At 53.6% G+C, this 24,525-nt stretch carries 18 protein-coding genes and 2 riboswitches; of the genes, 11 read left to right on the forward strand and 7 right to left on the reverse strand.

Going from position 1 to position 24,525, the window contains the following annotated elements; translation table 11 throughout:
- Window positions 1-28 precede the first annotated feature (28 nt).
- Together MKX42_RS32320 and MKX42_RS32325 are read left to right on the forward strand one after the other, a co-directional pair.
- Window positions 29-619 carry a TasA family protein gene (locus tag MKX42_RS32320; RefSeq protein WP_340757488.1) on the forward strand — a complete coding sequence of 197 codons (591 nt, stop codon included), beginning with the start codon at window positions 29-31 and terminating at the stop codon, window positions 617-619.
- Window positions 620-883: 264 nt separating this feature from the next.
- Window positions 884-1,216, forward strand: a complete 333-nt coding sequence (locus MKX42_RS32325) for a helix-turn-helix domain-containing protein (RefSeq protein ID WP_036695620.1) — start codon at window positions 884-886, stop codon at window positions 1,214-1,216.
- 145 nt (window positions 1,217-1,361) lie between these two features.
- Here the strand turns inward: MKX42_RS32325 and MKX42_RS32330 are convergent, their stop codons facing one another.
- Window positions 1,362-1,505 (reverse strand): anti-repressor SinI family protein, encoded by a 144-nt coding sequence (locus tag MKX42_RS32330; protein ID WP_340757921.1) that lies wholly within the window; start codon window positions 1,503-1,505, stop codon window positions 1,362-1,364.
- Between the two features lie 34 nt (window positions 1,506-1,539).
- Window positions 1,540-1,643: riboswitch (cyclic di-GMP riboswitch) on the reverse strand.
- 495 nt (window positions 1,644-2,138) lie between these two features.
- On the opposite strand from MKX42_RS32330, the gene MKX42_RS32335 reads away from it, so the two are divergent.
- From MKX42_RS32335 to MKX42_RS32345, 4 genes are all read left to right on the forward strand, one after another.
- Window positions 2,139-5,006, forward strand: coding sequence for a 2-oxoglutarate dehydrogenase E1 component (locus MKX42_RS32335; protein WP_340757489.1), 2,868 nt, complete (start codon window positions 2,139-2,141; stop codon window positions 5,004-5,006).
- Between the two features lie 59 nt (window positions 5,007-5,065).
- Window positions 5,066-6,346, forward strand: coding sequence for a 2-oxoglutarate dehydrogenase complex dihydrolipoyllysine-residue succinyltransferase (gene odhB / locus MKX42_RS32340; protein WP_340757490.1), 1,281 nt, complete (start codon window positions 5,066-5,068; stop codon window positions 6,344-6,346).
- A gap of 317 nt (window positions 6,347-6,663) precedes the next feature.
- Window positions 6,664-6,966: a transposase gene (locus MKX42_RS33535; RefSeq protein ID WP_445669297.1), complete on the forward strand. Its 303-nt coding sequence runs from the start codon at window positions 6,664-6,666 to the stop codon at window positions 6,964-6,966.
- On the forward strand, window positions 6,888-7,841 hold the full coding sequence (locus MKX42_RS32345) for an IS3 family transposase (RefSeq protein WP_445669363.1): 954 nt from the start codon (window positions 6,888-6,890) through the stop codon (window positions 7,839-7,841). The genes MKX42_RS33535 and MKX42_RS32345 overlap by 79 nt, the downstream gene beginning before the upstream one ends.
- Window positions 7,842-8,269: 428 nt before the next feature.
- Here the strand turns inward: MKX42_RS32345 and MKX42_RS32350 are convergent, their stop codons facing one another.
- From MKX42_RS32350 to MKX42_RS32360, 3 genes are all read right to left on the reverse strand, one after another.
- Complete coding sequence (locus tag MKX42_RS32350; protein ID WP_340757491.1) at window positions 8,270-9,520, reverse strand: L-lactate MFS transporter; 1,251 nt, start codon at window positions 9,518-9,520, stop codon at window positions 8,270-8,272.
- A gap of 123 nt (window positions 9,521-9,643) precedes the next feature.
- Window positions 9,644-10,375 carry a LytR/AlgR family response regulator transcription factor gene (locus tag MKX42_RS32355; protein ID WP_340757492.1) on the reverse strand — a complete coding sequence of 244 codons (732 nt, stop codon included), beginning with the start codon at window positions 10,373-10,375 and terminating at the stop codon, window positions 9,644-9,646.
- A complete protein-coding gene (locus tag MKX42_RS32360) occupies window positions 10,372-11,976 on the reverse strand; it encodes a LytS/YhcK type 5TM receptor domain-containing protein (RefSeq protein WP_445669402.1) in 1,605 nt (534 codons plus the stop codon). The genes MKX42_RS32355 and MKX42_RS32360 overlap by 4 nt, the downstream gene beginning before the upstream one ends.
- A 270-nt stretch (window positions 11,977-12,246) precedes the next feature.
- Here MKX42_RS32360 and MKX42_RS32365 point away from each other — a divergent pair, with 270 nt between their 5' ends.
- Together MKX42_RS32365 and MKX42_RS32370 are read left to right on the forward strand one after the other, a co-directional pair.
- The gene (locus MKX42_RS32365; protein ID WP_174479860.1) at window positions 12,247-12,477 is read left to right on the forward strand and encodes a YuzF family protein; all 231 of its coding nucleotides are present in this window, start codon (window positions 12,247-12,249) and stop codon (window positions 12,475-12,477) included.
- Window positions 12,478-12,858: 381 nt separating this feature from the next.
- The gene (locus MKX42_RS32370) at window positions 12,859-13,068 is read left to right on the forward strand and encodes a hypothetical protein (protein ID WP_340757494.1); all 210 of its coding nucleotides are present in this window, start codon (window positions 12,859-12,861) and stop codon (window positions 13,066-13,068) included.
- Window positions 13,069-13,168: 100 nt separating this feature from the next.
- On the opposite strand, the gene MKX42_RS32375 is transcribed toward MKX42_RS32370, so the two are convergent.
- Both MKX42_RS32375 and MKX42_RS32380 read right to left on the reverse strand, forming a co-directional pair.
- Entirely contained in the window at window positions 13,169-14,686 is a 1,518-nt protein-coding gene (locus MKX42_RS32375) for a methyl-accepting chemotaxis protein (protein ID WP_340757495.1), read from the reverse strand.
- Between the two features lie 424 nt (window positions 14,687-15,110).
- Window positions 15,111-16,574 (reverse strand): NAD(P)/FAD-dependent oxidoreductase, encoded by a 1,464-nt coding sequence (locus tag MKX42_RS32380; RefSeq protein WP_340757496.1) that lies wholly within the window; start codon window positions 16,572-16,574, stop codon window positions 15,111-15,113.
- Window positions 16,575-16,710: 136 nt separating this feature from the next.
- Window positions 16,711-16,810: riboswitch (purine riboswitch) on the reverse strand.
- Window positions 16,811-17,120: 310 nt separating this feature from the next.
- Here MKX42_RS32380 and MKX42_RS32385 point away from each other — a divergent pair.
- The gene (locus MKX42_RS32385; protein WP_340757497.1) at window positions 17,121-18,131 is read left to right on the forward strand and encodes a GGDEF domain-containing protein; all 1,011 of its coding nucleotides are present in this window, start codon (window positions 17,121-17,123) and stop codon (window positions 18,129-18,131) included.
- 91 nt (window positions 18,132-18,222) lie between these two features.
- Here the strand turns inward: MKX42_RS32385 and MKX42_RS32390 are convergent, their stop codons facing one another.
- Window positions 18,223-21,360 (reverse strand): EAL domain-containing protein, encoded by a 3,138-nt coding sequence (locus MKX42_RS32390; RefSeq protein WP_340757498.1) that lies wholly within the window; start codon window positions 21,358-21,360, stop codon window positions 18,223-18,225.
- 297 nt (window positions 21,361-21,657) lie between these two features.
- On the opposite strand from MKX42_RS32390, the gene MKX42_RS32395 reads away from it, so the two are divergent.
- Window positions 21,658-21,801, forward strand: a complete 144-nt coding sequence (locus tag MKX42_RS32395) for a hypothetical protein (RefSeq protein ID WP_171720322.1) — start codon at window positions 21,658-21,660, stop codon at window positions 21,799-21,801.
- Between the two features lie 392 nt (window positions 21,802-22,193).
- Window positions 22,194-24,509, forward strand: coding sequence for a TPM domain-containing protein (locus MKX42_RS32400; protein WP_340757499.1), 2,316 nt, complete (start codon window positions 22,194-22,196; stop codon window positions 24,507-24,509).
- Window positions 24,510-24,525 lie beyond the last annotated feature (16 nt).

Raw genomic sequence — 24,525 nt, forward strand, 5'->3', positions numbered from 1 at the left:
AACAAACCATTCGAGGAGGAAATCAATCATGGGTATCAAAAAAACTTTGGGTCTTGGCGTAGCATCGGCAGCACTGGGTTTGTCTTTAATCGGCGGGGGCACCTTCGCTTACTTCAGTTCCACAGCTACAAGCACGGCAACCTTCGCAGCGGGTACGCTGAAGCTAGGCTCTTCCTTCAACACTCCGGTAGCTCTGACGAATCTGAAGCCGGGAGACTACACCGTCCGCACCTTCACCTTGTCCAATGACGGCACACTGGATATCAAATTCCTCAAGCTTGCCACCACTTACACCGTAACCGATGCCAAGGGCGATAACGCGGGCCAGGATCTCGGAGACCACTTCAAGGTCAAGCTCCTCGATAATTCGTACACCGGCGGTTCATTAAGCGGTCATGTACTGTCCGAGATCTCTCTGAAGGATCTGAAAAACACCCCCAGCTACGATCTCGTAGCAGCAGGTGTACTGCCAGGAGGGATTGCCGCAGCCGGGTCCAAGACCTTCAAGATCGCCTTCGAGTTCGTAGACAATACGCTCGATCAGAATATTTTCCAGGGTGACGGTTTAGCATTGAACTGGACCTTCGATGCACTTCAAGGCCTGGGAGAAGCCAAGTAGGTCAGCAATCCATCAAGACAGCACATCCTTCCCCAACCGGGCCGGGTGTGCTGTTTTCTTTTCTCCAGGCTGCCGGGCTCAATGATTTTGTCCGATTTGCGGTTTTTTGTTATACTGACAAGTGAAAACGGCTTTGCCGTCCCTCCTTTTGAAAGGGCGGTACCGTTTCCGCGAGAAAGATAGGGTTAGGGTATAGCGCGAAGCATATCACTTCTTATCTTTTACCAAAAAAGTACGGAGGGCGTTGTAATCGTGTCAGATACTATGGGAAGCCGCATCCACAAACTCCGGCTGGAGAAGGGATATTCGCTATCCGAGCTTGCGGATAAGGCTGATGTGGCGAAATCATACCTCAGTAATGTGGAACGGAATATTCAATCCAACCCCTCCATTCAATTCATCGAAAAAATCGCTGACGCGCTTCAGGTATCCATTCATGTTCTGCTGTATGGGGGACTGGCAGAGACAGAAGAACAGGCTCTGGACGGGGAATGGTTCCGGCTGGTTCAGGAGGCCATGGCCTCCGGTATAAGCAAACGTGAATTCAAGGAGTTCCTCGATTACCAGAAATGGCGCATGGAACAAAAGGACAACTAGTCTTTGCATTGTATGCCACAGGGAAAACTCCGCACGGCAGGGAGGCCGCCTTCGGCGAAGGCATGCTTCAAGCGGCATACAGAAAAGGCACAGCGTACCGGACGCTGTGCCTTTTCTGTATGTATCCGAACAATGATGACCGCCCTTACATCGCCTGGAGTGCCTTCTCACTTAGAAACCGGCGGATCTCCTCCGCCGTGATCCCCGCCTGCTTAGCAGACATCAGCAAGTGCACCCATTCTAAATCCAGATCTACTGCCTGCAGCTCGTCATTCCCCTGGTTGGACATATCCAAGAAATCTCCTCCTAGAATTTTCGCGTCCCCAGGCAGTCCGGCCATCATAGTAGTTTTGCTACTTTGTAGTATCTCTACTTTAGATCCGAGACTTTGTGCCCCTGTCTTTCGGCAGGTTTACCTTTTACTGGACCCTTTCCATCATGAAAGGATCTGGCAAGAATCGATGAAACCGTTCTCCGCAATAACATTATACAAGATCATACGCGATTAGTGTGTCGTTTTCTGGAATTTTTTTATGATAAAATGTGAGGAAACTTAGCTGAAATTGCCAGCAGCTTGTATAAATATTTCCAGTTCCAAGTTCAAACACTAGCCAATAGTTTAAATATACTAAAGGGAACTCTAACTGCTCCACCTTACCGCTGCGCGCAACATCGTATAGAGACAATTACCCATTTGTATGTATAACGGGCTGTTATATGAGTTTTTTCTATTTATGATAGTTCCGTATGAATACTGTAATGAATCATGCCAAATTGCGAACGGATTGACCGAAAGTATGAATTGATTACCCCGCCGGAAAGTAGCACAATAAGGTGAGAATGAAACCGCAAACATTTGCAGCTCCGCCAAGTGGCACACTGGATGCCTCGCGTGGAGTTTATCCGTTAGGAGGACCTATTCATGGCAGTCAAAGAGCCCTATAACGACACAGTATGGAGCAAATACTACGGCCCCAACCTGGGCTACATCCAAGAAAGATATGAGCAATTTGTCAAGGACCCCTCTTCTGTTGAACAACATTACCGCGATCTCTTCACCGTATCCGGCCCCCCTCCGTTGGCACCCGATGCCGAGAGGGCTCCAAGGCCTGCCGTATCAGCAGATGCGCAGTGGCTCAAGAAGGCCGTCAAGGCCTCGAAGCTGATCGCCAATATTCGAATATACGGCCATATGGCCGCAGACATTGACCCGCTGGAGCGCAGCACGAACCCGATGGCCAAATGGCTGGAGCTGGAGACCTACGAGCTTACCCGCGAGGATCTTAATGCTCTGCCCGCTTCGCTGATCTGGGATAACGCCCCTGCGGATGTGCATACCGCGATGGATGCCGTCCACAGAATGCGCCAGGCCTATACACAGACCATTGCTTATGAATTCGGGCATGTGCATGATGAACGCGAGCTGCGCTGGCTCAACAGCCAGGCGGAATCGATGACCTCCCCTGCCCCGCTGAATAATACAGAACGCAAAGAGCTGCTGAAGCGGCTGGTTCAGGTGGAGCATTTCGAGACCTTCCTGCACAAGACCTTCGTTGGGCAAAAGCGTTTCAGCCTGGAGGGCAATGATGCCCTTGTGCCGATGCTGGATGAGATTGTGCGGGCTGCCGCGCATGACGGCGCAGAGCATATCCTGATGGGTATGGCCCACCGCGGAAGACTTAATGTGCTGGCTCATATTCTGGGCAAGCCTTATGATATTATTTTCTCAGAATTCCATCATTCGCCGAACAAAGAGCTGTTCCCTTCGGAAGGCTCCATGGGCGTGACCTACGGCTGGAGCGGTGATGTGAAGTACCATCTCGGGGCTGACCGTGCCGTCCGCGAAGGCGAGACCGTACGCACCCGGATCACGCTGGCCAATAACCCGAGCCATCTTGAATTCGTCAATCCTGTCGTCGAGGGCTTCACACGCGCCGCACAGGAAGAGCGCAACGCTCCGGGACTGCCTAAGCTGAACACAAGCAAGGCCATGGCTGTGCTGATGCACGGTGATGCAGCCTTCCCTGGCGAAGGGATTGTCGCTGAGACGCTTAATATTGGCAAATTGCAGGGTTATCAGAATGGCGGTACCGTGCATATTATCGTCAATAACCGGATCGGCTTCACCACCGAGAGCGAGGATTCCCGCTCCACCCATTATGCCAGCGACTTGGCCAAAGGGTATGAGATTCCAATCGTGCATGTCAATGCCGATGACCCGGAAGCCTGTATTGCCGCAGTCCGTCTGGCCAGTGCTTACCGCCATATGTTCAAGAAGGACTTCCTGATTGATCTGATCGGCTACCGCCGCCACGGGCATAATGAAATGGATGATCCCGAGACAACCCAGCCGATTGTGTACGGCAAAGTGCGGAACCACCCTACTGTGTACCGCGCTTATGCTGAACGCCTGGAGCGCGAGAAGGTAATCACAGCGGATGATGTGAAGAATATGATTGCGGAGGCGGAGAGCGTCCTTCAGCAGGCCTTTGACCAGATGAAGGAAGGCAAGCAAAAGAATGCCGAGTCCAAAATCGCCGTCGCACTGGATAACGACAGTCCCCAGCAGCGTCCGACAGCCTTCCCTCTGGCCGGTCTGCAGGAGATTAACCGCGAGCTGCTGCGCGTACCGGCCGGCTTCAAGGTCTATCCGAAGCTGGAACGGATTCTGCAGCGCCGCAAGGATGCACTGAATGACGGAGAGCGGGTGGACTGGGCGCTGGCAGAGACGCTTGCCTTCGCTACCATCCTGAAGGACGGCACGCCGATCCGCCTCAGCGGACAGGATTCACAGCGCGGCACCTTCGCCCACCGTCACCTGGTGCTGCATGACAGTGAGAACGGCGAACTCTATTCTCCGCTGCATCAGCTAAGTGATTCCAGCGCTTCCTTCGGCGTATACAACAGTCCGCTGTCCGAGGCCTCTGTCCTCGGCTTCGAATATGGTTATAATGTGTTCGCACCGGAGACCTTCGTCATCTGGGAGGCTCAATACGGCGACTTCGCCAATGCCGCCCAGGTCATTATCGACCAGTTCATTTCCGCCGGCCGTGCCAAGTGGACGCAGCGCAGCAATCTGACGATCCTGCTGCCTCACGGCTATGAAGGCCAAGGACCAGAACACTCCAGCGGCCGGATGGAACGGTTCCTCCAGCTCTCCGCCGAGGAGAACTGGACTGTAGCCAACCTGACCAGCGCTGCGCAGTATTTCCATCTGCTCCGCCGTCAGGCCGCGCTCTGCGGACAACCGGATGCCCGGCCGCTGGTGATCATGGCGCCGAAGAGCCTGATCCGTAACACGCGCAGCACCTCAGCCGGAGCGGACCTCGCTTCGGGCACCTTCCAGCCGGTTCTTCCCGAGCCGCTGCTCGGCAGTAAGCCGGAAGCCGTGAAGCGCCTCGTGGTATGCAGCGGCAAGGTGGCCATCGACCTGCAGACGGAGCTGGAGGCAACGCGCGGACAGGACTTCTCCTGGCTGCACATTTTGCGCATGGAACAGCTCTATCCGTTCCCGGAACGCGAGCTTGGCGCTCACCTTAGCGGCTTCAGCTCTCTGGAGGAGATCATCTGGGTACAGGAAGAACCGAAGAATATGGGCGGCTGGACGTATGCCGAATCCCGGCTGCGCGCCATCGCACCGCAGAAGGTCACTGTCCAGTACATCGGCCGTCCGGACCGTTCCAGCCCGGCAAGCGGCTACGCAGATGTCCATAGCTTCGAGCAGCGGCGCATTGTCCGGGAAGCCCTGAAATTGAATGCTGCAGTGCAAGCACCTGTACCGTCTTCCTGAGCACAGCAAGGCGGTCATCCAATATCACGCACACCACTATATTTGGGGAGGTACGGCCTGTGTCCGAGATAAAAGTACCCGATTTGGGCGAATCGATTTCCGAAGGAACGATCTACAAATGGCTGGTTAAAGAGGGCGACACCGTCGGCCAGGGGGATGTGCTTGCCGAGCTTGAGACTGACAAGGTCAATCTCGAGATCAGTGCGGAGGAGGATGGCGTCATCTCCTCCATCCTGCGCCAGGCGGGCGAGAACGTTGCCGTTGGCGAAGCCATCGGCATCATCGGCAGCGCCGCCGGGGCACCGGCCGCTGGCGGCAGCCAGCCGGAAGCGGCCGCACCGCAGAGCGGCAGCGCGCCTGCTGCTGCCGCAAGTGCAGCAGCGGCTGAGCCTGCCGCTGCTGGCACTGCGGCCCTGGCTTCGCCGGGGGCGCGCAAGCTGGCGCGGGAGCGGGGCATCGACCTCGGCGAGGTCAGTGCCCGCGACCCTATCGGCCGGATCGGTCAGGCCGATGTGGATGGTCATGGCGCAGCCGGGCCACAGGCCGCTGCGCAAGCTGCTCCGGCGGCAGCCGCGCGGCCGGAGCCGGCGAAGCCCGCGCCGCAGGCAGCGGGCAAGGCGCCGCACGCCGAGGACGGCAAAGCCACCGAGCGCAAGCGCATGTCGCGGCGGCGGCTGACGATTGCCAGCCGCCTGGTCGAAGCGCAGCAGACGGCCGCGATGCTCACCACCTTCAACGAGGTGGACATGACCGCCATTCTCGACATCCGCAAGCGCCGCAAGGATGCCTTCAAGGAGAAGCACGAGGTCGGACTCGGCTTCATGTCCTTCTTCACCAAGGCCGTCATCGGCGCACTCAAGGCTTATCCGATGCTGAATGCGGAGATCGACGGAGAAGATCTCCTGCTGAAGAAATATTATGACATCGGCATTGCCGTAGCTGCCAAGGAAGGCCTGGTTGTACCGGTCGTCCGCGATGCCGACCGGCTTAGCTTCCCTGAGATCGAGCGGCGGATCGGCGAACTGGCCTCCAAGGCGCGTGCCAATACGCTCAGCCTGCCGGAGCTCCAGGGCGGAACCTTCACCATCACGAACGGCGGAGTATTTGGCTCCCTGCTGTCCACACCGATCCTTAACACCCCGCAGGTCGGCATTCTCGGCATGCACAAGATCCAGCTGCGCCCCATCGCGCTGGATGAGGAGCGCACGGCCAACCGTCCGATGATGTACATCGCCTTGTCCTACGATCACCGGATCGTGGACGGATCAGAAGCGGTCAGCTTCTTGGTCAGAGTCAAGGAATTGCTGGAGGACCCGGAATCCCTGCTGCTGGAAGGTTAATTCTCCGGCCACACAGTTTCTCCATCCACTTATCTGATAAACACAAAGGCACCCGGCGGAGCGTAACCCTACGCTTCCCGGATGCCTTTTTGCTATATCCGCTGACTCTGACTCAGCCATACCCGCTCATACCAACATGGGCCTGTTCTCGGCAGCCCACGCACCTCCAACGTACGCCCCCCGTCCCATTGTGATCGGTTTTTCGATTACATTTAGCCGACGCGGCGCACCCATGGTATTATCCCCTTTAAGTAGACACTCGAAAAAACCTCATGTGTTAACATGAGGAAATGAGTGAACTTGGAGGGGATTTTGGTATGGCCAAAAAGGGACAAGTGTTTCAATCGTACACGGAGGCATTCAAGAAAGAGGCTATTCAAGCCTATTTTACAGGAGGTGAGAGCTATAAGGTCGTCTCCGACAGGTTGGGGATTGTGAACTGTACCCAGCTTAAAGTATGGGTAAAGAAATATCGGAATGGGGAGCCACTCGATACACAAAAAGGGGCAACAAGCCCTTTAAAAGGACGTCCACGTTCTACATTTGCCAGTATAGAAGAAGAACGAGATTACTTAAAGGCACAGGTGGACTACTTAAAAAAGCGGTATCCAAATCTGTAAAGGGAGGGAAGCTTGGACTGCACGACAAATACGCCGTAATTGAAGAACTACGTGACCAACATGGCATCACCCGCCTATTAGCCATTGCAGAGGTATCGCGGGCAAATTACTACAAGTGGCGAGGTGCAGAGGTTCGACGAATGGATGCCCATGAGCAAGAGCACGCCATTAAAGAGCATATGGTGGCTATTCACCTGGTTCATCCCTATTTCGGGTACCCTCGAATGCAGGCAGCCCTGCGGGAGGCAGGCTACCTCGTCAACCACAAGAAGGTATGGCGGCTCATGAAAGAGCTATCGATCCAGTCTGTCATTCGCAAGAAAAGGAGTCGTGCGGGCTCTACTCCTTCCGTGGTCTACCCGAACCGATTAAAGCGTAAGTTTCATGCGACAGCACCTCAGCAGAAGCTAGTAACGGACATCACATATATCTCAGACGGCACCCGTTTTTATTATCTGTCTGCGATTCAGGACCTCTTTAACAATGAGATTGTAGCTTGGCAGATCTCGGAGCGAAACGACGTAAACCTCGTCTTAGATACCGTTGAACAGTGGACACGGAAAAGAGACGTGTCTGAGGCCGTGCTCCATTCGGACCAAGGCTTTCAGTACACGTCTCAGGCGTACAACACACGATTAGAGGCATTCAGCGTCAAGGGCAGCCACTCTCGCAAAGCAACCTGCCTGGATAACGCCTGCATCGAATCCTTCTTTTCGCATCTGAAGACAGAAAAGTTGTACCTTCACCAGTGTAAGTCAGAAGCAGAGATTCATCAAGCCGTTGAGGAGTATATCTACTTTTACAATTACCAACGTTTTCAGGCGAAACTGAAACAGCGCGCGCCGATTGAGTATCGACACGCGCTGGCTGCTTAGCTTTTTTCATCTGTCTACTTGACAGGGGTATGACCACCCAATCCCATTGTGATCGGTTTTTCGATTACATTTAGCCCACGCAGCGCACCCCGTCCCATTGTGATCGGTTTTTCGATTACATTTGGCTGACGCGGGGCATCCGGGCCATTTGGGGTCGGTTTGCTGAATTAGGTAAGCTAAACAGATGAACGGACGACATTCTGTATTAGGCATACTGCTCATTTTCATGCTGGAGTTGTGCCTCGAAAAATATGTTTGTTTTCGACCATGAAAAAAAGACCTCCCACCCGCTCACGCGGAAGTAGGACATCTCTTCTCCGAACTATTCTCTTTGTCTGTAGTACTCTTGTTTGTCTATAGTACTCTTGTTTGTCTATAGTACTCTTATTTGTCTGTACTTTCTCAAGCCGACGTAAATCGATATATGGTTAAGCCGTATGCCGTGAAGGCTTCAGGCTCATTCCCTTGGCTTTGGCTGCTCTGGCTACCGGAGGCTTCAGCGAAACCGCCAGGATGCACGCCAGAATACACAGCAGCCCGATGATGTTAAAAGTGGGCTTGAACCCGCCGAGGAAGGCGGCGATGAACGAGCCGGACAGCGCGCCGATCCCGAAGCCCTGATAGATGATGCCGTAGTTCTTGCTGTGATTCTTCAGGCCGAAGAAGTCACTGACAATCGCCGGGAAGACGGTAATGTTACCGCCGAAGCAGAAGGCGATGACCGCCACACAGGCGAAGAACAGGCCATAGCTCAGTGTGGCATAGCTGAGGGTAAACATCGCCATAGCCGTTACCGCCAGCGTGATACTAATCAGCTTGGTGCGGCTTACCCGGTCGGATAATGCGCCAAGAATCAGGCGTCCGGCCGTATTGAAAATAGCGATCATCGCTACAGCGTTTGCCGCCGTCGCCACATCCATACCCGCCAGCTGCACACCGATATCCTTCACGATTCCGATCAGATAGAGGCCGCTCATGCAGGCGGTGAAGAAGATCACGAACAGCAGGTATGCTTCCTTCGTACGGAGCATTTCTTTTACCGTATAATCCTTAGGCAGAAGTGCAGCCCCGGAGGCGGCCAGCTTCGGGTTGCCTATGACAGGCGCAGCAGCCGGAGCCTCCCGGATCAGCAGCGAGCCAACAAGGATCATCATCATAACTATAAGGCCCCAGTATAGAAAAGCATTCGACACCCCCGCCGATTCAATCAGGCCGCCGTTGATATATTTGAAGATCAGACTGCCCGTTCCGTAAGCACCCACGGACACCCCGGAGATCAGTCCCTTATTCTTCGGGAACCACTTCATCAGATTGGACAGCGAAGTAATGTACGCCGTTCCGTCCGCATACCCGACCACTACGCCAGCCAGCAGGTAGAACATCGGCAGGGAACTGGCCTGTGAGCTTAGAATCAGCCCCAGCCCCAGCAGAATGCCGGAAGCTGCGGTCAGTCTGCGGAGACCGAACCGGTCCTGCAGCTTGCCTGCGAACAGTGTGGCGAAGGCCAAGGCAAAGCTGGTAATAGAAAACGTTATCGAAACTGAGCTAAGCTCAAAACCAAATGTACTGACAAGATGTGCATTGAACAGGCTCCAGGTGTAGATGGTACCAAGTCCCATTTGCATAATTACTGTACCTAGTACGATGAGCCACCGTTTACTGGTCATAGTCGTTGTCATGGTGATTCCTTCTTTCTCTTTCGAAGTCGCTTCAAGGCTTACTTTGCCTCTTCATTGTAGCGAAAGGAGCTCCTTCTGAGAGAAATCCGGAATGAGATGACACTGACAGGGAATGAACTGCCGCTAGAGACGCATAATCTGCCTGAATTCCTTCACCTTACTGCGGCTGACTGGAACCTCCACATTCAGATCCCGCAGCCTAAGCAGATAGGTATTGTTGAACCAGGGGATAATCTCCTTGATTTTGGACAGATTGACAAGATAGGAGCGGTGGCAGCGGAAGAACTGCTCCTGCGGCAGGCGGGTATGGAATTCGCTGATGCTTAGAGCCATGCTGTATTCCTCACCTTTGGTAATAACACTCGTTGTTTTCTCCTGCGCCGAAGCATAATAGATTTCGTCTGCATCGACGACGATAATCTTTTCATTTTTCCACAGATTGACCTTATCGCTGCCCAGCTTCACCGATCCCTCTTCCCCCTGGCGGCTCCCGGCCGCGATGGCACCCTCCAGCTTCTGCAGCATCGCTCTGATCCGCGTCTCGCTGTAGGGCTTCAGAATATAGTCGAACGCTTCAATCTCGAACGCCTCGGCGGCATGCTCCTTATAGGCTGTAATGAACACAATATACGGCTTGACCGCGAACCGGCTGATATTATGGGCCAGCAGCACCCCGTCGATCGAAGGGATATTGATATCCAGGAAAATCACATCCACCGTATCGGTCTGCAGATACTTCAGCGCATCCAGCCCGTCCTCGAATTCCGCCGCGATCTTGATCCGGCTGTGGGTCTGAATCAGATACGTAAGCTCCTGTCTTGCCAGCACTTCATCCTCGACAATGATCGCTCTCATCGCTGCTCCTTTATCACATCAAAATAGATTTCCGTCCCCTTAGCCAGCCGCCGGATGATCAGACCTGTACCATAAATCAGCTTGATGCGCTGGTGCACGTTGTTGAGGCCGATTTTGTGGCCTTCCATGCTTCCGCTGTAGACTTTTGCAATCGTCTCTTCACTGATCCCCGCTCCGGTATCGGCAATTCGCACCCTTACGCTGTCTCCGTGATCCTTGACCGAGATGTCTACCGTTCCGTTCCCTTTCCCCTTCAAAATCCCGTGGATAATCGCATTCTCCACCAGCGGCTGAATGACCAGACTCGGAATGCGTACCGCTACCTCATCTATATCGTACAGAACGCTCAGGCGGCTGCCGAAACGGGCCTTCTCAATCTCCACATAATGCTGCACCTGCTGCAGCTCGCGCCGGATATCTATGGACTCATCGGTCAGCTCCAGATTATACCGCATATACCCCGACAGGTTGACGATCAGCTCGCGCGCCTTGTCCGGGTCGATGCGGATCGAGGAGATAATCGCATTCAGCGCATTGAATAGAAAATGGGGGTTGATGCTGGTCTGCAGTGCCTTCAGCTCGGCCTTATTGGCCATCTCCTTGATCCCCTCAACCCGTGAGACCTCCATCAGTGTGGAGATGATCTGTGACAGCCCTACCGCCATAGCCTGGAGGGAATAGGTGATTTTATGCGCGTGGGTATAGTAGATCTTGAGTGACCCCGTCACCTCCCCCTTCTCCTTCAGCGGAATAATGATCAGCGAGCGGATGTCCCGGTTCATGTACTCGGTATCGTCGTCACGGATGGTAATCTCCCCGCTGCTCAGCGTCTGCTTCGTCTCCTCACTGATGATCTCATTAGCCTCGGCATAATATTCTTCCCCGACACCCACGTAGGCCAGAATGACTCTGGTATCGGTAATTGCCACCGCATCCGCCCCGATATCCTCCTGGATGATTCCGCAGATGGTACGCAGCGACTCGGGATTAATACTGCGGAAATATGGAAGCGTCTTATTGGCAATATCCAGCGCCAGCTTGGACTGCTTCGCGGCAATCCGCTCTTTCTCCCCTTCTACACTCTGCACAAGCGTAACAATCAGCCCGGCACAGATCTGCCCCACTATCATCGGAAAAGCAATCTTGGACACGATGTCCACCCCCAGCGAGTGGGGATCAGCCATCACCAGAATCAGTGCCATCGTCAGTGCCTCGCAGGCCATCCCGGCAGCAATGGCAGCGATCCAGCGGCGTTCAGGGGAGGTGCGCCGGTAGATGATCCCGGATACCACGCCCGCTGTAATGCTGGTAATCAGACACGGGAGCGAGGTCACCCCGCCGATATCGATCAGGAAGCGGTGTACGCCCGAGAGGATCCCGGTAATCAGCCCGACCCAAGGGCCGAACAGAATCCCCCCCGCGATAATGGCGATAATCCGCACATTGACCAGAGACCCTTCCACATTAATCCCGCTGTAGGTTCCGAAGATGGCGAACAGGCTGAAGATGACCGTGACAATCGCCAGCTCCTGAGGGGCATGAACCCCTTTGGCAAAAATCTCCTTGAACCGCGGCACCCGGCTCAGAACGAACAGACACATCAGCAGCAGCGCAGCCCGCTCAAACAATTGCAGCAGAATACTCAAATTATATTGCACACTCACGCCTCCATAGGACAAGCTATCGGTCCATTATAAAGTGGGATAATGGTTATAGCAATCCGTGCAGCGGCCGCTAAGGGAAGAGGGACGTAGTTGTGTCATAACGTTTACTTCCTATCCTAGAATGGGCTCTCGCCTAGCTCTTTAATTAGGCATTCGCATAAGATGGTGTATAACCATTCGGGAGGTAACAAAGTGCTGAATAATCAAATGTATCCTATGCATCAACAGATGCCGCAAGCAATCATGGTCTATCCGATTGATCCCTATGTCGTTGAAACCTTAATGTCCGTAAAGGGTAAACAGGTAGTGCTCGAAACCACACGAGGCGGGATTAGCGGATGTGTGATGGATGTTAAACCCGACCACGTTGTACTGGATACCAGAGGCAGAAAATTCTTTGTACGCATCTGCGAAATCGTTTGGATCATGCCGGAATAAATGACTGTTCATGAGAGAGTTGCGAAAGCAACTCTTTTTTATGTCTGTTTCCTCCCTGGGTATAAAAGCCTTATATTGCGGAAAATTAACTATTATCGTAAGGTTATTTTAAAGGAGTGATAGCCTGTGCGTATAGCTTTTTGGATTGTATTTGCCTTTGTTGGTATTTTGATCTTTTGGATAGTGGGCGGCTTAATTGGCCGTAACAAACGAAAGTAATCTATGGGGGCTATAACAGCCCCTCAAAATAACTGCTGCGCCGTTTCTTCGGACTGTGCTTTGAGGCCAATTGCGCTTCCTTTGCTCCACTCAACTGCAAATGTTATAATTATGCTGCTGAGTGAAAATTATCTTCCCAACAATTTAGAATGAGGTGCAAAAATGACAATGATGGTCTTGGGCTTACTATTACTTGCCATTTCAGTATTCCAATACGTCAAACCTGAATCAAAGCTAGTACGTTTTGCTAATCGTGGATCGAAAGACACTAGTGATATCCCTGCATTGAAAAGCAACGCTTTAATGGGTCTAACTACTGGAGTAGTATTTATAGTGATTGGCGTAATCGCCAGAGTATTGACCGCAATATAATAGGCATCATGCTCTACACCAAGAAAGGCTGTTGCCTTTCTTTTTTAATTCTCAATATCACAATGCCTATTTCGCAGTATGCGTCTACTGTTCAATGCGTCTAGACTGCCAGATCAATCCCCACCACACCCACAATCTCCCCGTCGCCATTCGTAATTGCTCTGGAGAGTGTGATGCAGGAACGCTTCGTTATGGCCGAGACATACGGCTGCGAGACGTATTGCCCTTCCGCCATCGCCCCGTTCCACCAATCACGGCGTTTCGCATTCAGCAGCCCGGCTGCAGGCTCGGAGTAGATAAAGGTGCCATCTGTCCGGTTGGACCAGATGGCCTGCACATCCGGCACCTTATGCTTGCAGGCCGTAAGAACTCTGCCATGGACGTCCGCATCCGCTGCAAACATCTCCTGCTTGGCTGCTATCTCCTGAAGCACCGTCTGCATTTCCTCAAGCCGCGCCGAACATTGGCCCAGTTCAATGGCTTCGCGTCCGGCAATGCCGTTCACCGACTGCTGCAGGGTCTGAGATTCCAGCAGCAGGCTAGCGCTGATCTCATTAAGCTGCCCGATCTGTGACCGCTGGCGGGTTACCTGCTCCAGGGTCAGGTCTACGCCTGCTATGGTCTCATTAACAATTCCCACTGCACCGCTTAGTTCGCCGGTCACCTCTTCAATCAGCCTGCTCTGCCGATCGGCCGCAGCCGCTGACTCCCTAACTATGACCCCAACTTCCTCCACCCGGGCCGAGATATCCCCGAGGCGCTGCTTCACCTTCGCCACTTCATTCACGCCATGCGCAACCGCAGTCTGCTCCTTCGTGACCGACTCCAGCACCTGCCGTACTCCATGATTGAGATCCCGCAGCACCGCCGTAGAGCGCTCCACGGAATCCCGGCTCTGATCGGCCAGCTGCCTGATCCGGCCTGCGACCACAGCGAACCCCCGTCCCGCTTCTCCAGCCCGCGCAGCTTCAATCGAGGCATTCAGCGCCAGCAGCGAGGTCTCATTGCCGATGCTTACGATCAGGGCGTTCATCTCCTCCACCAGCGCAATATGTCCGCTTAACGTGGTGAATTTGCCCAGCATATCTCCGCTCTGCTCCTGCAATTCCTCCATGACCTCATCGGTATTCTTCAGGGAATCCACCATCCCCGCCATCCCTGTACGCGCTGCCTGCATCGCCGCACTCAGCCGTCCGGTCAGCTCTCCAATCTGTCCGGTAACCGCTGCTACTCCGCCCATTCTGGCAAAAGCCCCCTCAATATTGGCCTTCGCCTCATTGCTGCGGGTCTGCAGCTCCACCTCATAGGCATGCGAATAGTCCGCTGTCTGCTGAAGCCCTTCGGTATGGCGGGTAATCTCCTCCAGAGCACCATGCAGCCGGTCCGAGGTAACAACAATCTCATTGCCCAGCCGTTCTACCTTGCTCTGTGATTCCGCCAATTGCCGGGCTCCAATCACTCCGCCCCGGCGCATATCCAGCGCAAACCCGGCCAGCGCTGCCATCAGCAGCAGATAGACAACCTTATGTACCCAGTACATCTCCATCCATAAGCCATACAACCCCACACCCAGCAACAAAATAATAACGATAGCGGCCTTGCTCCGGCGAACTCCCATTCTGCACGTTCACTCCACTCTGTCATGTCATGTATTCTAACATTATATCAGCAGAGTTAAATTAAGGAAACCACTACTATATAGATTGCCCTTCTTTTTTTCTGTTATGGGATTGCCGTGACTCCAGAAAGTTTTGGACTTCCAGCCGCACATACATTTGGTCCGTGCGCCTGCTTGCGAGCATAATGTATGCTGTTTTTCACATACTTTGGCCCATATACCGATGTACCAGCCAATTGCAATTCGGTTTTAAGCATACAGCATCAAAATCATTCTACGAATCATTCAAAGAACACTTATCCCCAAATCTATACACATCTTATCCACAATAAAAGGAAATCATAATTTCATAAACAATAAATAAACAGCCGCACCCCCAGCTTCAGAGGGTACGGCTGTTCTGATGACGTCTTCCCGCCCAGGATTATACTTCTGCGGGTTGTACGCTAACCTCTTGGGCATTCTTCGCCATCATGCCGCGGGCAATCCAGACGCCAGCCGCTCCGGCCTGGGCCAGTCCGCGGGTAATGCCTGCCCCGTCGCCGCCGCAGTAGAGGCCGGAGATTTCGGTCTCGAACTCATCCGTCAGCTTCGGACGGGCAGAATAGAATTTGGCTTCTACGCCATAGAACAGCGTATGCTCAGACGCGATACCCGGGGTTACCTTTTCCAAGGCCTCAACCATTTCAATCAGGCTCTTCATCGTGATGTACGGCAGCACCAGACCCAGATCGCCGGGCACCGCTTCCTTCAGCGTGGGTTCCAGGAACCCTTCCTTGATCCGGGTCTCCGTAGACCGGCGGCCCCGCAGGATATCCCCGTATTTCTGCACGATGACCCCGCCGCCGGACAGATCATTCGCCCGTTTGCAGATCTCCCGGGCATATTCGTTCGGCTTGTCGAACGGCTCGGTGAAGGTATGGGAGACCAGTAGTGCAAAGTTGGTATTCTTCGAGCCCAGCGCAGGGTCCTTATAGGAGTGCCCGTTCGCAGCCATCGCGCCGCTGTGATTCTCCACGACCACATGCCCCGAGGGATTGCTGCAGAAGGTGCGGACGCGTGTACCTACGGAGGTATTGAAGATGAATTTGCCCTCGTACAGATGCTCATTGATCTCCCGCATCACCACATCCGAGGTCTCTACACGTACTCCGACATCGACCTGGTTATTGTACATTTTGAGCCTGCGCTTCTTCAGCACCTCCGTCAGCCAGGCCGAGCCGTCCCGTCCCGGAGCAATCATCACCAGACCCGCTTCATGACTCTCCCCGTTCTTCAGCGTAATGCCTGTAATGCGGTGCGTTCCGTTCTCTTTGACGGTAACGATATCTTCTACTTCTGTCTTGTATAACATATCAATGCGTGTCCGCAGATATTCATAGATCGATTTCAGAATCTCCAGGTTCTGCTCAGTTCCGAGGTGGCGGACCTGCGCCCGCAGCAGCTTCAGCCCGGCGGCATAGCCCCGCTGTTCGATATCGCGTATGCTCTCCGTGGTCGGATCGGTAATGACCGGGGTTGCCCCGTGCTCCAGGTTGATTCCATCTACATATTCAATCAGCTCCATCACCTTGGAAGGAGGCAGATAATCGGTCATCCAGCCGCCGAATTCGGTCGTAATGTTAAATTTGCCGTCACTGTACGCGCCAGCACCGCCGAAGCCCGCAGTAATGGAGCAGGCCGGCAGACAACCGGCGAATTCCTTGCGGCCGGAGGCGGGCGGACAGAGCTTGATTTTCTCCTCCAGGATCGGGCAGTTGCGGCGGTAGATATCATGTCCCTTGTCCACCAGCAGCACCTTCAGCTCAGGGGCCTTCAGCGTTAATTCATAACAGGCGAATATTCCAGCCGGACCGGCTCCAACAACAATTACATCATAATTACTCATATCTTCTCTGTTCCTCCCAGGTGAAACGCCTTCGGCCTGCGGTTGACAGGGGCTGCGAAGCGTCTCTGCGGTATATTCGTCCACTTATCCAAGCAGCACACAACAGCACACAAAAATCCCGGCCTCTTCATAGGTATGCAAAATGCACCCTATTCGTAGCCAGGAATTTACGGTCCCCTGTAGAAACCCCCAAACCTTATCATTGAGGATATACGAACAGCTTTACCCGTTATTACGGGCCAATTGGAATTTTACCGAATAAATCCGAATGTGTCAATGATGAATAGCGTAAATAGTTCGTGTTTATAGCATTCTGCAGATTTACACACCCAGACAACCTATCAAACACCTTACAAACACGAACGTTATTTCAGACCTATCCCCGGACATAAGACCTAGAAGGAGAAACGTGAACATTGTCGAATATATAAGTACATTGCCACTGGAAAAGAGGAACATCTTATGCAGATCCCACCGCCAACTCCTCGCCAAATGTACTGGAACCGCGTCCTCCTCAATACCTTTTGGATGGCGCTTTTTGTTTATATGGCAAGCCAGCTATATGTTTACTTATCCATGTGGGGCCACCGGCCCGAGTTGTCCGACAAGCCATATCTCGTTAGGCATATCTGGATTCCAGATGCTATTCTGTTCGCCCTGCTGCTGATTCTGGAGGCTGTCCATAAATACAAGCCACTGTTATCCGAATTCTCAATTATTCTTGGAAGCCACCTGTGCGGTATCGTGTTCATCCTGAATCTTAGTTCCGAATATCATGTGAAGCCGCTGATTATGCTGCTTCCGCTGCTGGTATCCATGATCTATCTGAGGGAGAATTATCTGAGGGCTTCCTCTGTGATCTGCCTGATCTACATCATCATACTATTTCTGAACACCTCTATTACCGATTACACGCTACGCATCCAGAACATCATTATCACCCTGATCTTAGCCGGAACCTCCCTGGCCGGCTTCGGTGTAATAGCCCGGGGCAAGGATCTTATGCGCTCGCTGGAGAATTCGTTGAAGTCAGAGCAAGAGCTGCGCATCCAGAATATTATTATGGACCGGCTGTCCAAGATCGACCCGCTGACCGACCTGTACAACCATAAGACCTTTCATGAGTACCTGGGCTGGCTGATTGACCATCAGCAGAGCAATCCTTTTCCGATGCAGCTGGCTATTATTGATATCGACAATTTCAAAAAGGTCAATGACCGGTACGGGCACTGGGTCGGAGACATCGTTCTGCGGCAGGTCGCCGCTGTCATGCTCCAGTATATCGGCTCGGATGATTTCGCAGCCCGGTACGGCGGGGAGGAATTCGTGATTATTCTGACAGCCAAGACGCTGGAGGATTCAAGCCGCATTATGGAGAATATTCTCGCAGGAATTGCGAGCCTCCCGATCAGCGAAATGGACAATAAATCGGTTACCGTGAGCATCGGAATGCATGAATATAACGGTGGGGATTCCAAAAGCTCTATCTTTCAGCAGGCGGACGACGCCCTGTACGAGGCCAAGAAGACCGGCAAGAACAAAATCATCATTCTGTAAGGCTCTCCATCCTATATCCCAAACAAGCGGGTCCACCGTGCATAGCAACCTATGCCGGGGACCCGCTTGTCATCTGAACCTGTTTTGTTATCTATTCCAGCTCCTCCGCCCCATACCGTCGCTGCGGAGCGAGCAACTCCATCACCTGGCGCTGCGGCACCGGCCGGCTGATCAGATATCCCTGCACCTTATCGCAGTGTGCCTCCTGGAGGAAAGCCCATTGGCTGGCATCCTCAACTCCCTCGGCTATTACATCCAGGCCCATCTTATGGCCCAGAATAATAATCGTCTGCACAAAAGATTCGCTAAAGGCCTTATCGGCCAGGGAATCGATGAAGATTTTATCCATCTTAAGGGTAGAGATCGGCAACTGCTGCAGATAGCTAAGGGAGGAATACCCCGTTCCGAAATCATCCAGGGCAATCCGTATCCCCCGGGACTTCAGGAACTCCAGCTTGCTGACCGTACTCCCAAACGACTCCATGAAGATGGACTCTGTAATCTCCAGCTCCAGACTGGATGCCGCAAGGCCGCTCTCCTCCAGACTGTCCAGCACAATCTCTACGAAATCATCCTGCAGAAGCTGAATAATGGAGATATTCACCGATATTTTGTAAGGAATGCCGGTCCGCTGATGGATGCTGTTCATGAACTTGCAGGCTTCCCGCAGCACCCATTCGCCAATATAGATAATCAGCCGGGAATCCTCGGCGACCTTGATGAAGGTGAGCGGGGAGACGAAGCCGAGGACCGGACTATTCCAGCGGATCAGAGCCTCGAAGCCTGAGATCAGCCCGGTCTCCATCTGTACCTGCGGCTGATAATGCAGCTCGAATTCGTTATTAATCATCGCACTGCGCAGATGCTTCTCAATATTCATCCGGTCATTGAAGGCGGTATGCATCGATTTATCATATACGACATAGGTGCTTTTCCCCTCTTCCTTGGCCCGGTACATCGCTACATCGGCATTCTTCAGAATCTCTTCCGTCGTCTCGCCGTCTTCCGGGTAGAAGGAGATCCCGATGCTGGAGGATACATACAAATTGCTCTCACCGATAAGAAAAGACTTGCGGAACGCACGCATAATATCCTCGGCCAGATTAAGCACATCCACCCGGCTCTCAATATCCTTGAGGAAAATTACAAATTCATCTCCGCCCAGCCGCGACAGCATATCCTCCTTACGCACAACAGACTGGAGACGCTCACTGGCCTTGCGGATCAGAATATCGCCGGACTTGTGTCCAAGCGTGTCATTGATGTATTTGAAATTATCCATATCTACAAAAAGCAGCGCCGCACTGCCGCCCGTCCGGCGGAAATAACTCTCCATCGTCTCAAGCAGACAGAGCCGGTTCGGAAGATTGCTGAGCGAATCCATATACGCCAGGCGGTGCATATTCTTCTGATTCTCCAGCAGCATATCATATTGCCCTACAATCTCCTGCTGGGTCGCTGTAAGCTGCTCATAGGTCGCCTCCAGCTCCTGATAGCTGTTATTCAGCTTGAATTCGGCTTGCTTGCGCTTACTGATGTCGATCAGGGAGCCGAGGAACAGGACAATCTGATCCTTCGGATCAACGATCGCCTTGCCCCGTACTTCGAACCAGATGTACTCACCTTGTCCCGTTCTCATCCGGTATTCGGTTTCATAGATCGGGGTCAGTCCGGTAAGATGCTCCTGTCTGGCCTTGCGCGCGGATTCCTGATCGTCCGGGTGAATAATGCTGAGGACACCTCCCTCGAAGGAGTTGATCCCCGCCTCGGTATATCCCATCACCTCGTACCACCGGTCCGAGAGCTTGTAGAAGCCGCTGTCCCAGTCCAGCTCCCACATGTACGCGCCCGAGCCTTCCGAGGCCAGGCGGAACCGCCGTTCGCTGACCCCCAGCTTATTGAACTGATCCTGCAGCTCTACCTCTGTGGCCGCCAGCTCCTCATAAGTGGACTCCAGCTCCTCGTAGCTGAGCTGCAGCTTAAGCTCATTCTGCTTGCGTTCATCGATATCGATGCCGACCAGCACGAAGATATCCTCCGCCTGCTCGTCCATTCCCTTAATGAGGGCCGTGCGGACGGAGAAATAATGCGCACCCGGAGAGTGGCCCGGAAGTCTCAGCTCGACATTGGTCACATAATCCCGGGCTGCCGCTCTGGCAAGAAGATCCCTAAGCACAGCGGCTCCGGCTTCCAGAGGCAGCTCATCTATGCTTACGCCCAGCACCTCCTTCTCCTTCAGCCCGGTCATCAGCTCGGCATATTTATTGAAGCGCACGCTCCGTTTGTCCCCGTGAACAGCCCACACAATCACCCCGGTGTTCTCGATCACATCCTTGAAGAATTCCTGTTCAGAGTGAATCGTACGGCGCAGCCGCCGGATATACATCCGGAGCAGGACTGCACCGAATACCAGCAGAATGGTTCCGATGGAGAACACGGTAAAAATCCGGTTACGCATCTTTTCATTATAATGGTCGGAATGCACGAAGAAATACTGCTGATACAGCTCTTCGAAGGCACCGGAGCTTACCAGATGCTCAAGCCTTGCATTGACGTAGGACACCAGCTCCGGCTTGGACTTGCTGATGCCATAGGCCACATCCTGCGGATACAAATTGCTGATTTTGCGGATAATATTACCGGTTAAGCCTTGTTCTACAATCAGATAATCGACCACCCCCTGATTCTCGAACAGCAGGTCGATCTCACCCTGACGCAGAGCCTCCAGCGCATCCGGTACAGTTGCATATTCTATGTATTCTGATGGCGGGATACCCGCCTCGTTCTGCAGGATGGTCTCTGCATATTGTCCTTTACCAACACCGATCTTGTACTTACGGAGTGTGCCCAGCGTCACCTCACCCTGGAGTCCAGGACGCGAATAGACGGAAATATAGCTTTTTAGCACGGGTTTCGAGAAAAGAATGTCCTGCTTCCTCTCCTCGCTGACAGCCATCAGCCCGGTAGTATCAATCCCGCCCCCGGTCAGCCTCCGGTACGTCTGCTCCCAATTCCCGGTGCTGTAGTGAACGAGATACTCATTCTTCTCAAAGACCATGCTTGTCAGATCAATATCGAAGCCCGTCAGATAACCATTCTGTATGTACTTATAAGGTGGATACTCCAGTTCTGCCTGATATTTAATTTCCTGTCTTTCGGCATAAGCGGCAGCGGGGTGTGCAAGCATGAGCACAATGCTAATTAGAAGCAACAATTTACACCGCTTCATCGCAATTCTCCTTTATCCCAGTAAGATCGGCTTAACTATGTATACAAGCTTATTCGACAAAATATGGTAGGGTTCCTGCTCCTTTTTTCTCATTTCCGATAAATTGTGCACATCCTGCGGGTTCATATCCTTAACTCTTTAGTGCATCATCTTAGATTTAATCAAAAACTTTAGATTTGTATTGCTTTTTGTGGTTAAAGTGTGGATAATAACAGTAACGGTTGATAATGATTATCATTATTGGATGTACAACATTCATTATTTTCTATATTTGAGCCAAAAGGAGACTGAACACCCATGAACGCAGCCACTACCCGGACCGCCCTGCAGGTTGACGATTACCTGGACCTGCTCAATCTTGCTGTGAAGGTCGGAGATATGAAATGGCAGAAAGAAATCAAGTCCCGGTTGCAGTATATCCTGTGCCTGCAGACCAGATAGCCCATTTCATACAGAAATAGATGAATATAGCTTACTTCTTACACAAGAGGCGGTTCCAAAAGCCATGAAATGGCTGCTGGGACCGCCTTTTGATTTGGAGCAGGATTAACGTGAGCACTCGGGTGGACGCTACGCGAACGGACCGATGTTCCAATCGCTGTGATCTCCAGATTTTTTTCATTCCCCTATGCGGTGAAAATCCGGAGACCAAGGCGAACGCTATCGCTTTTCCACATTCGTTCCGTCCTCTTCGCTGTTTAAGCGGATTATAAAAGCTATTTTCCCGTCAATTCCGGGGTACCTGCATCTGCGGGGCTTAGAATGTGTAATGATATAATATAATGATCAGCATACTACAATGAACAATAGCCTATAGATCGGAGTGTGTCAGCTTGAGAAAAAACCTCACCCTCGCCTTGGTCCTGATATTATCCCTGCTATGGATTCCGGGGGTCTATGCTGCGAATGTTCCCGCACAGCAGGGAGTGATTACGGATGAAGCCCGGCTGCTCTCTGCCCAAGAAGCAGAGAGCCTTGCCCGGATTGCCACTACAGACCGCTACACCTTCCATGTCTTAACCGTTGATTCGGTAGCCGAAAGCGACATGTCCAGTTATGCTGCGGATGTATATGATACCTGGGGGCTGAAGTCCCGGGACATCCTGCTCCTGATCGCTTACGAAGATCAGCTAACTGAGATCAGCTTCATTAACCCCGGGCTGCAGGATGCGCTCGATGCCTGGTCCATACAACAGGGCGGAGCTGAGGGCAGCGCAGCCATTAACAAGGTGCTGGAGAAATATTTTAATCCTTATGCCAAAATCGGAGATATCCCTGAAGGCATACGTTCTGTGATCCAGCAGCTGCAAGCCATTGGCAGCAGCGGACCGAGCAGTAATACCGGCAGCGGTGCGGCAGGCGGTGCTGCCGCAGGGACCGCAGGAGCTGCCTCCGGCGCTAACGGTAGCGGCAGCAGATTCCCTCTCCTGCCGGTCGCAGGCGGCCTTGTCTTGGCCGCGCTGCTGATATTGCTGCTGTATGTGCTAATTACCGGAATGCGCCGCCGGAACGGACTGTCCGCGCAGCGTGAGCAGCTCGCCGACCTGCTGGTACGGGCGAACCGCGCTCTGGAGTCCCTTCAGCCTTTCCAGGGGATTGTGCAGGGCAAGACCGGGGAGAGGGTCGAGGGCATCTCGAAGCGCCTGACCTCCCGGCTGGTCGAAATCTCTGCATTGCAGACTGCCGGGCAAGCCCCATTGCCGCCATTCTACCGTTTGTCTGCGCTTAAGGCGGCGGCAGAGCAGCTCCAGCAGACAGAGGGGGAATTCCGTGCCTCCCTGGAGGAAGAGGAGAAGAATATCGCAGTCGTCAGCGAGGCCGACCGGAACGTCAAGCAGCAGATCACCGAGCTGAAGCAGGCTGCCCCCGAGCTTGAGGAACAGCGGCAGCAAGCGGCCCTGGAGACGGGCTATACGCTGGAGGAGATTGCCCAAGATCTTCAGGAGCTGGCCGAAGAGACGGCCAAGGCAGATCAACTGGAGCTGTTCGACCCCATCGCCGCCCAGGAGATTACTGCACAGGCGAAGAAGCGGCAACAGCAGATTGAGCAGGATGTGCAGGATGTGGGGACCTTTGACGATAAGCTGAAGGCCTTCCCCGGTGTCCTGGCGGCTGCACGCAGCCGGATTGCCGGGCTAATCGACCAGAACTCTCTGCACAATATGAAGGTTAAGCCTTACGACAGCCTGGACCAGGCCTCGGCTGCCGCCAGTTCCATGGAAGCGCCGCTGCACAGCGGCGATATGGACGAAGTGCGCCGGATTGGCGCTGACATGGACGCCCTTCTGACTGAAGCCGCGGCTATGACGGAACGCCAGGCTATGATCCGGCAGAATAACCTCAGGGATCTGGAGACGGTACGCAGCACATGGGCAACACTAAGCCAGCGGCGGAATGAATTGCAGAGCCGGCTTGCTGGGGCAAAGAATCGGTTCGCCCGGCAGCACCTGGACGCTCTGGAGGAACTGCTGGAAGAGGCCGGCGCCGCACTACGGCAGGGCGCGGCGGAAGTGCCGCAGCTCGAGACCTGGACCAGCGATGCACGCGGAGAGTATGACAATGCCCGCAGCGGGCTGGACCGGCTGCTTGCCTTGCAGGATGAGACGGCAAACAGCATGAATAACATTAGCAGCAGTCTGGACGCTCTGGAGGAGCGCGTGAACAGCCTGAACAGGCTGTTCACGGAGGGGCAGAGCCGGGTGGATGCCGCCTACAATCTGCTGCACAGCAGAGGAATTGCCTCACAGAACCGCTTCCAGCTGTCCCTGCTGCCGGAGTATACCGAGCTGGAGCAGGGTCTGGCCTCAGGTCCCTACGATCTGGATCAGCTGGAGGAGACAGGACGCTCCTATGCTTCGCAGATCGCGTCCTTCGTAGAGGAAGCGAACCGGCTGGTCCGCCAGAAGGAAGAGGCTGAACGCGCAGCCAGAATGGCCATGCTGCGGGAGCAGCAACGCCGGGAACAAGCCCGCAGACGCAATTCCGGCCCGCCAGGCGGAGGATTCGGCGGCGGGCTTGGCGGTGGCGGACGCTCTTCCGGCGGCTCTTCTTGGGGCGGCGGTGGCGGCGGTGGCGGCGGACGTTCCTCAGGCGGCTCTTCGTTTGGCGGCGGCAAATCCGGCCGAAGCTCCGGCGGCTCCAAGTGGTAAGCAGGTGGCGCAGACA

It is taken from the genome of Paenibacillus sp. FSL R7-0204 (genome assembly GCF_038002225.1).
Classification (GTDB): domain Bacteria; phylum Bacillota; class Bacilli; order Paenibacillales; family Paenibacillaceae; genus Paenibacillus_AQ.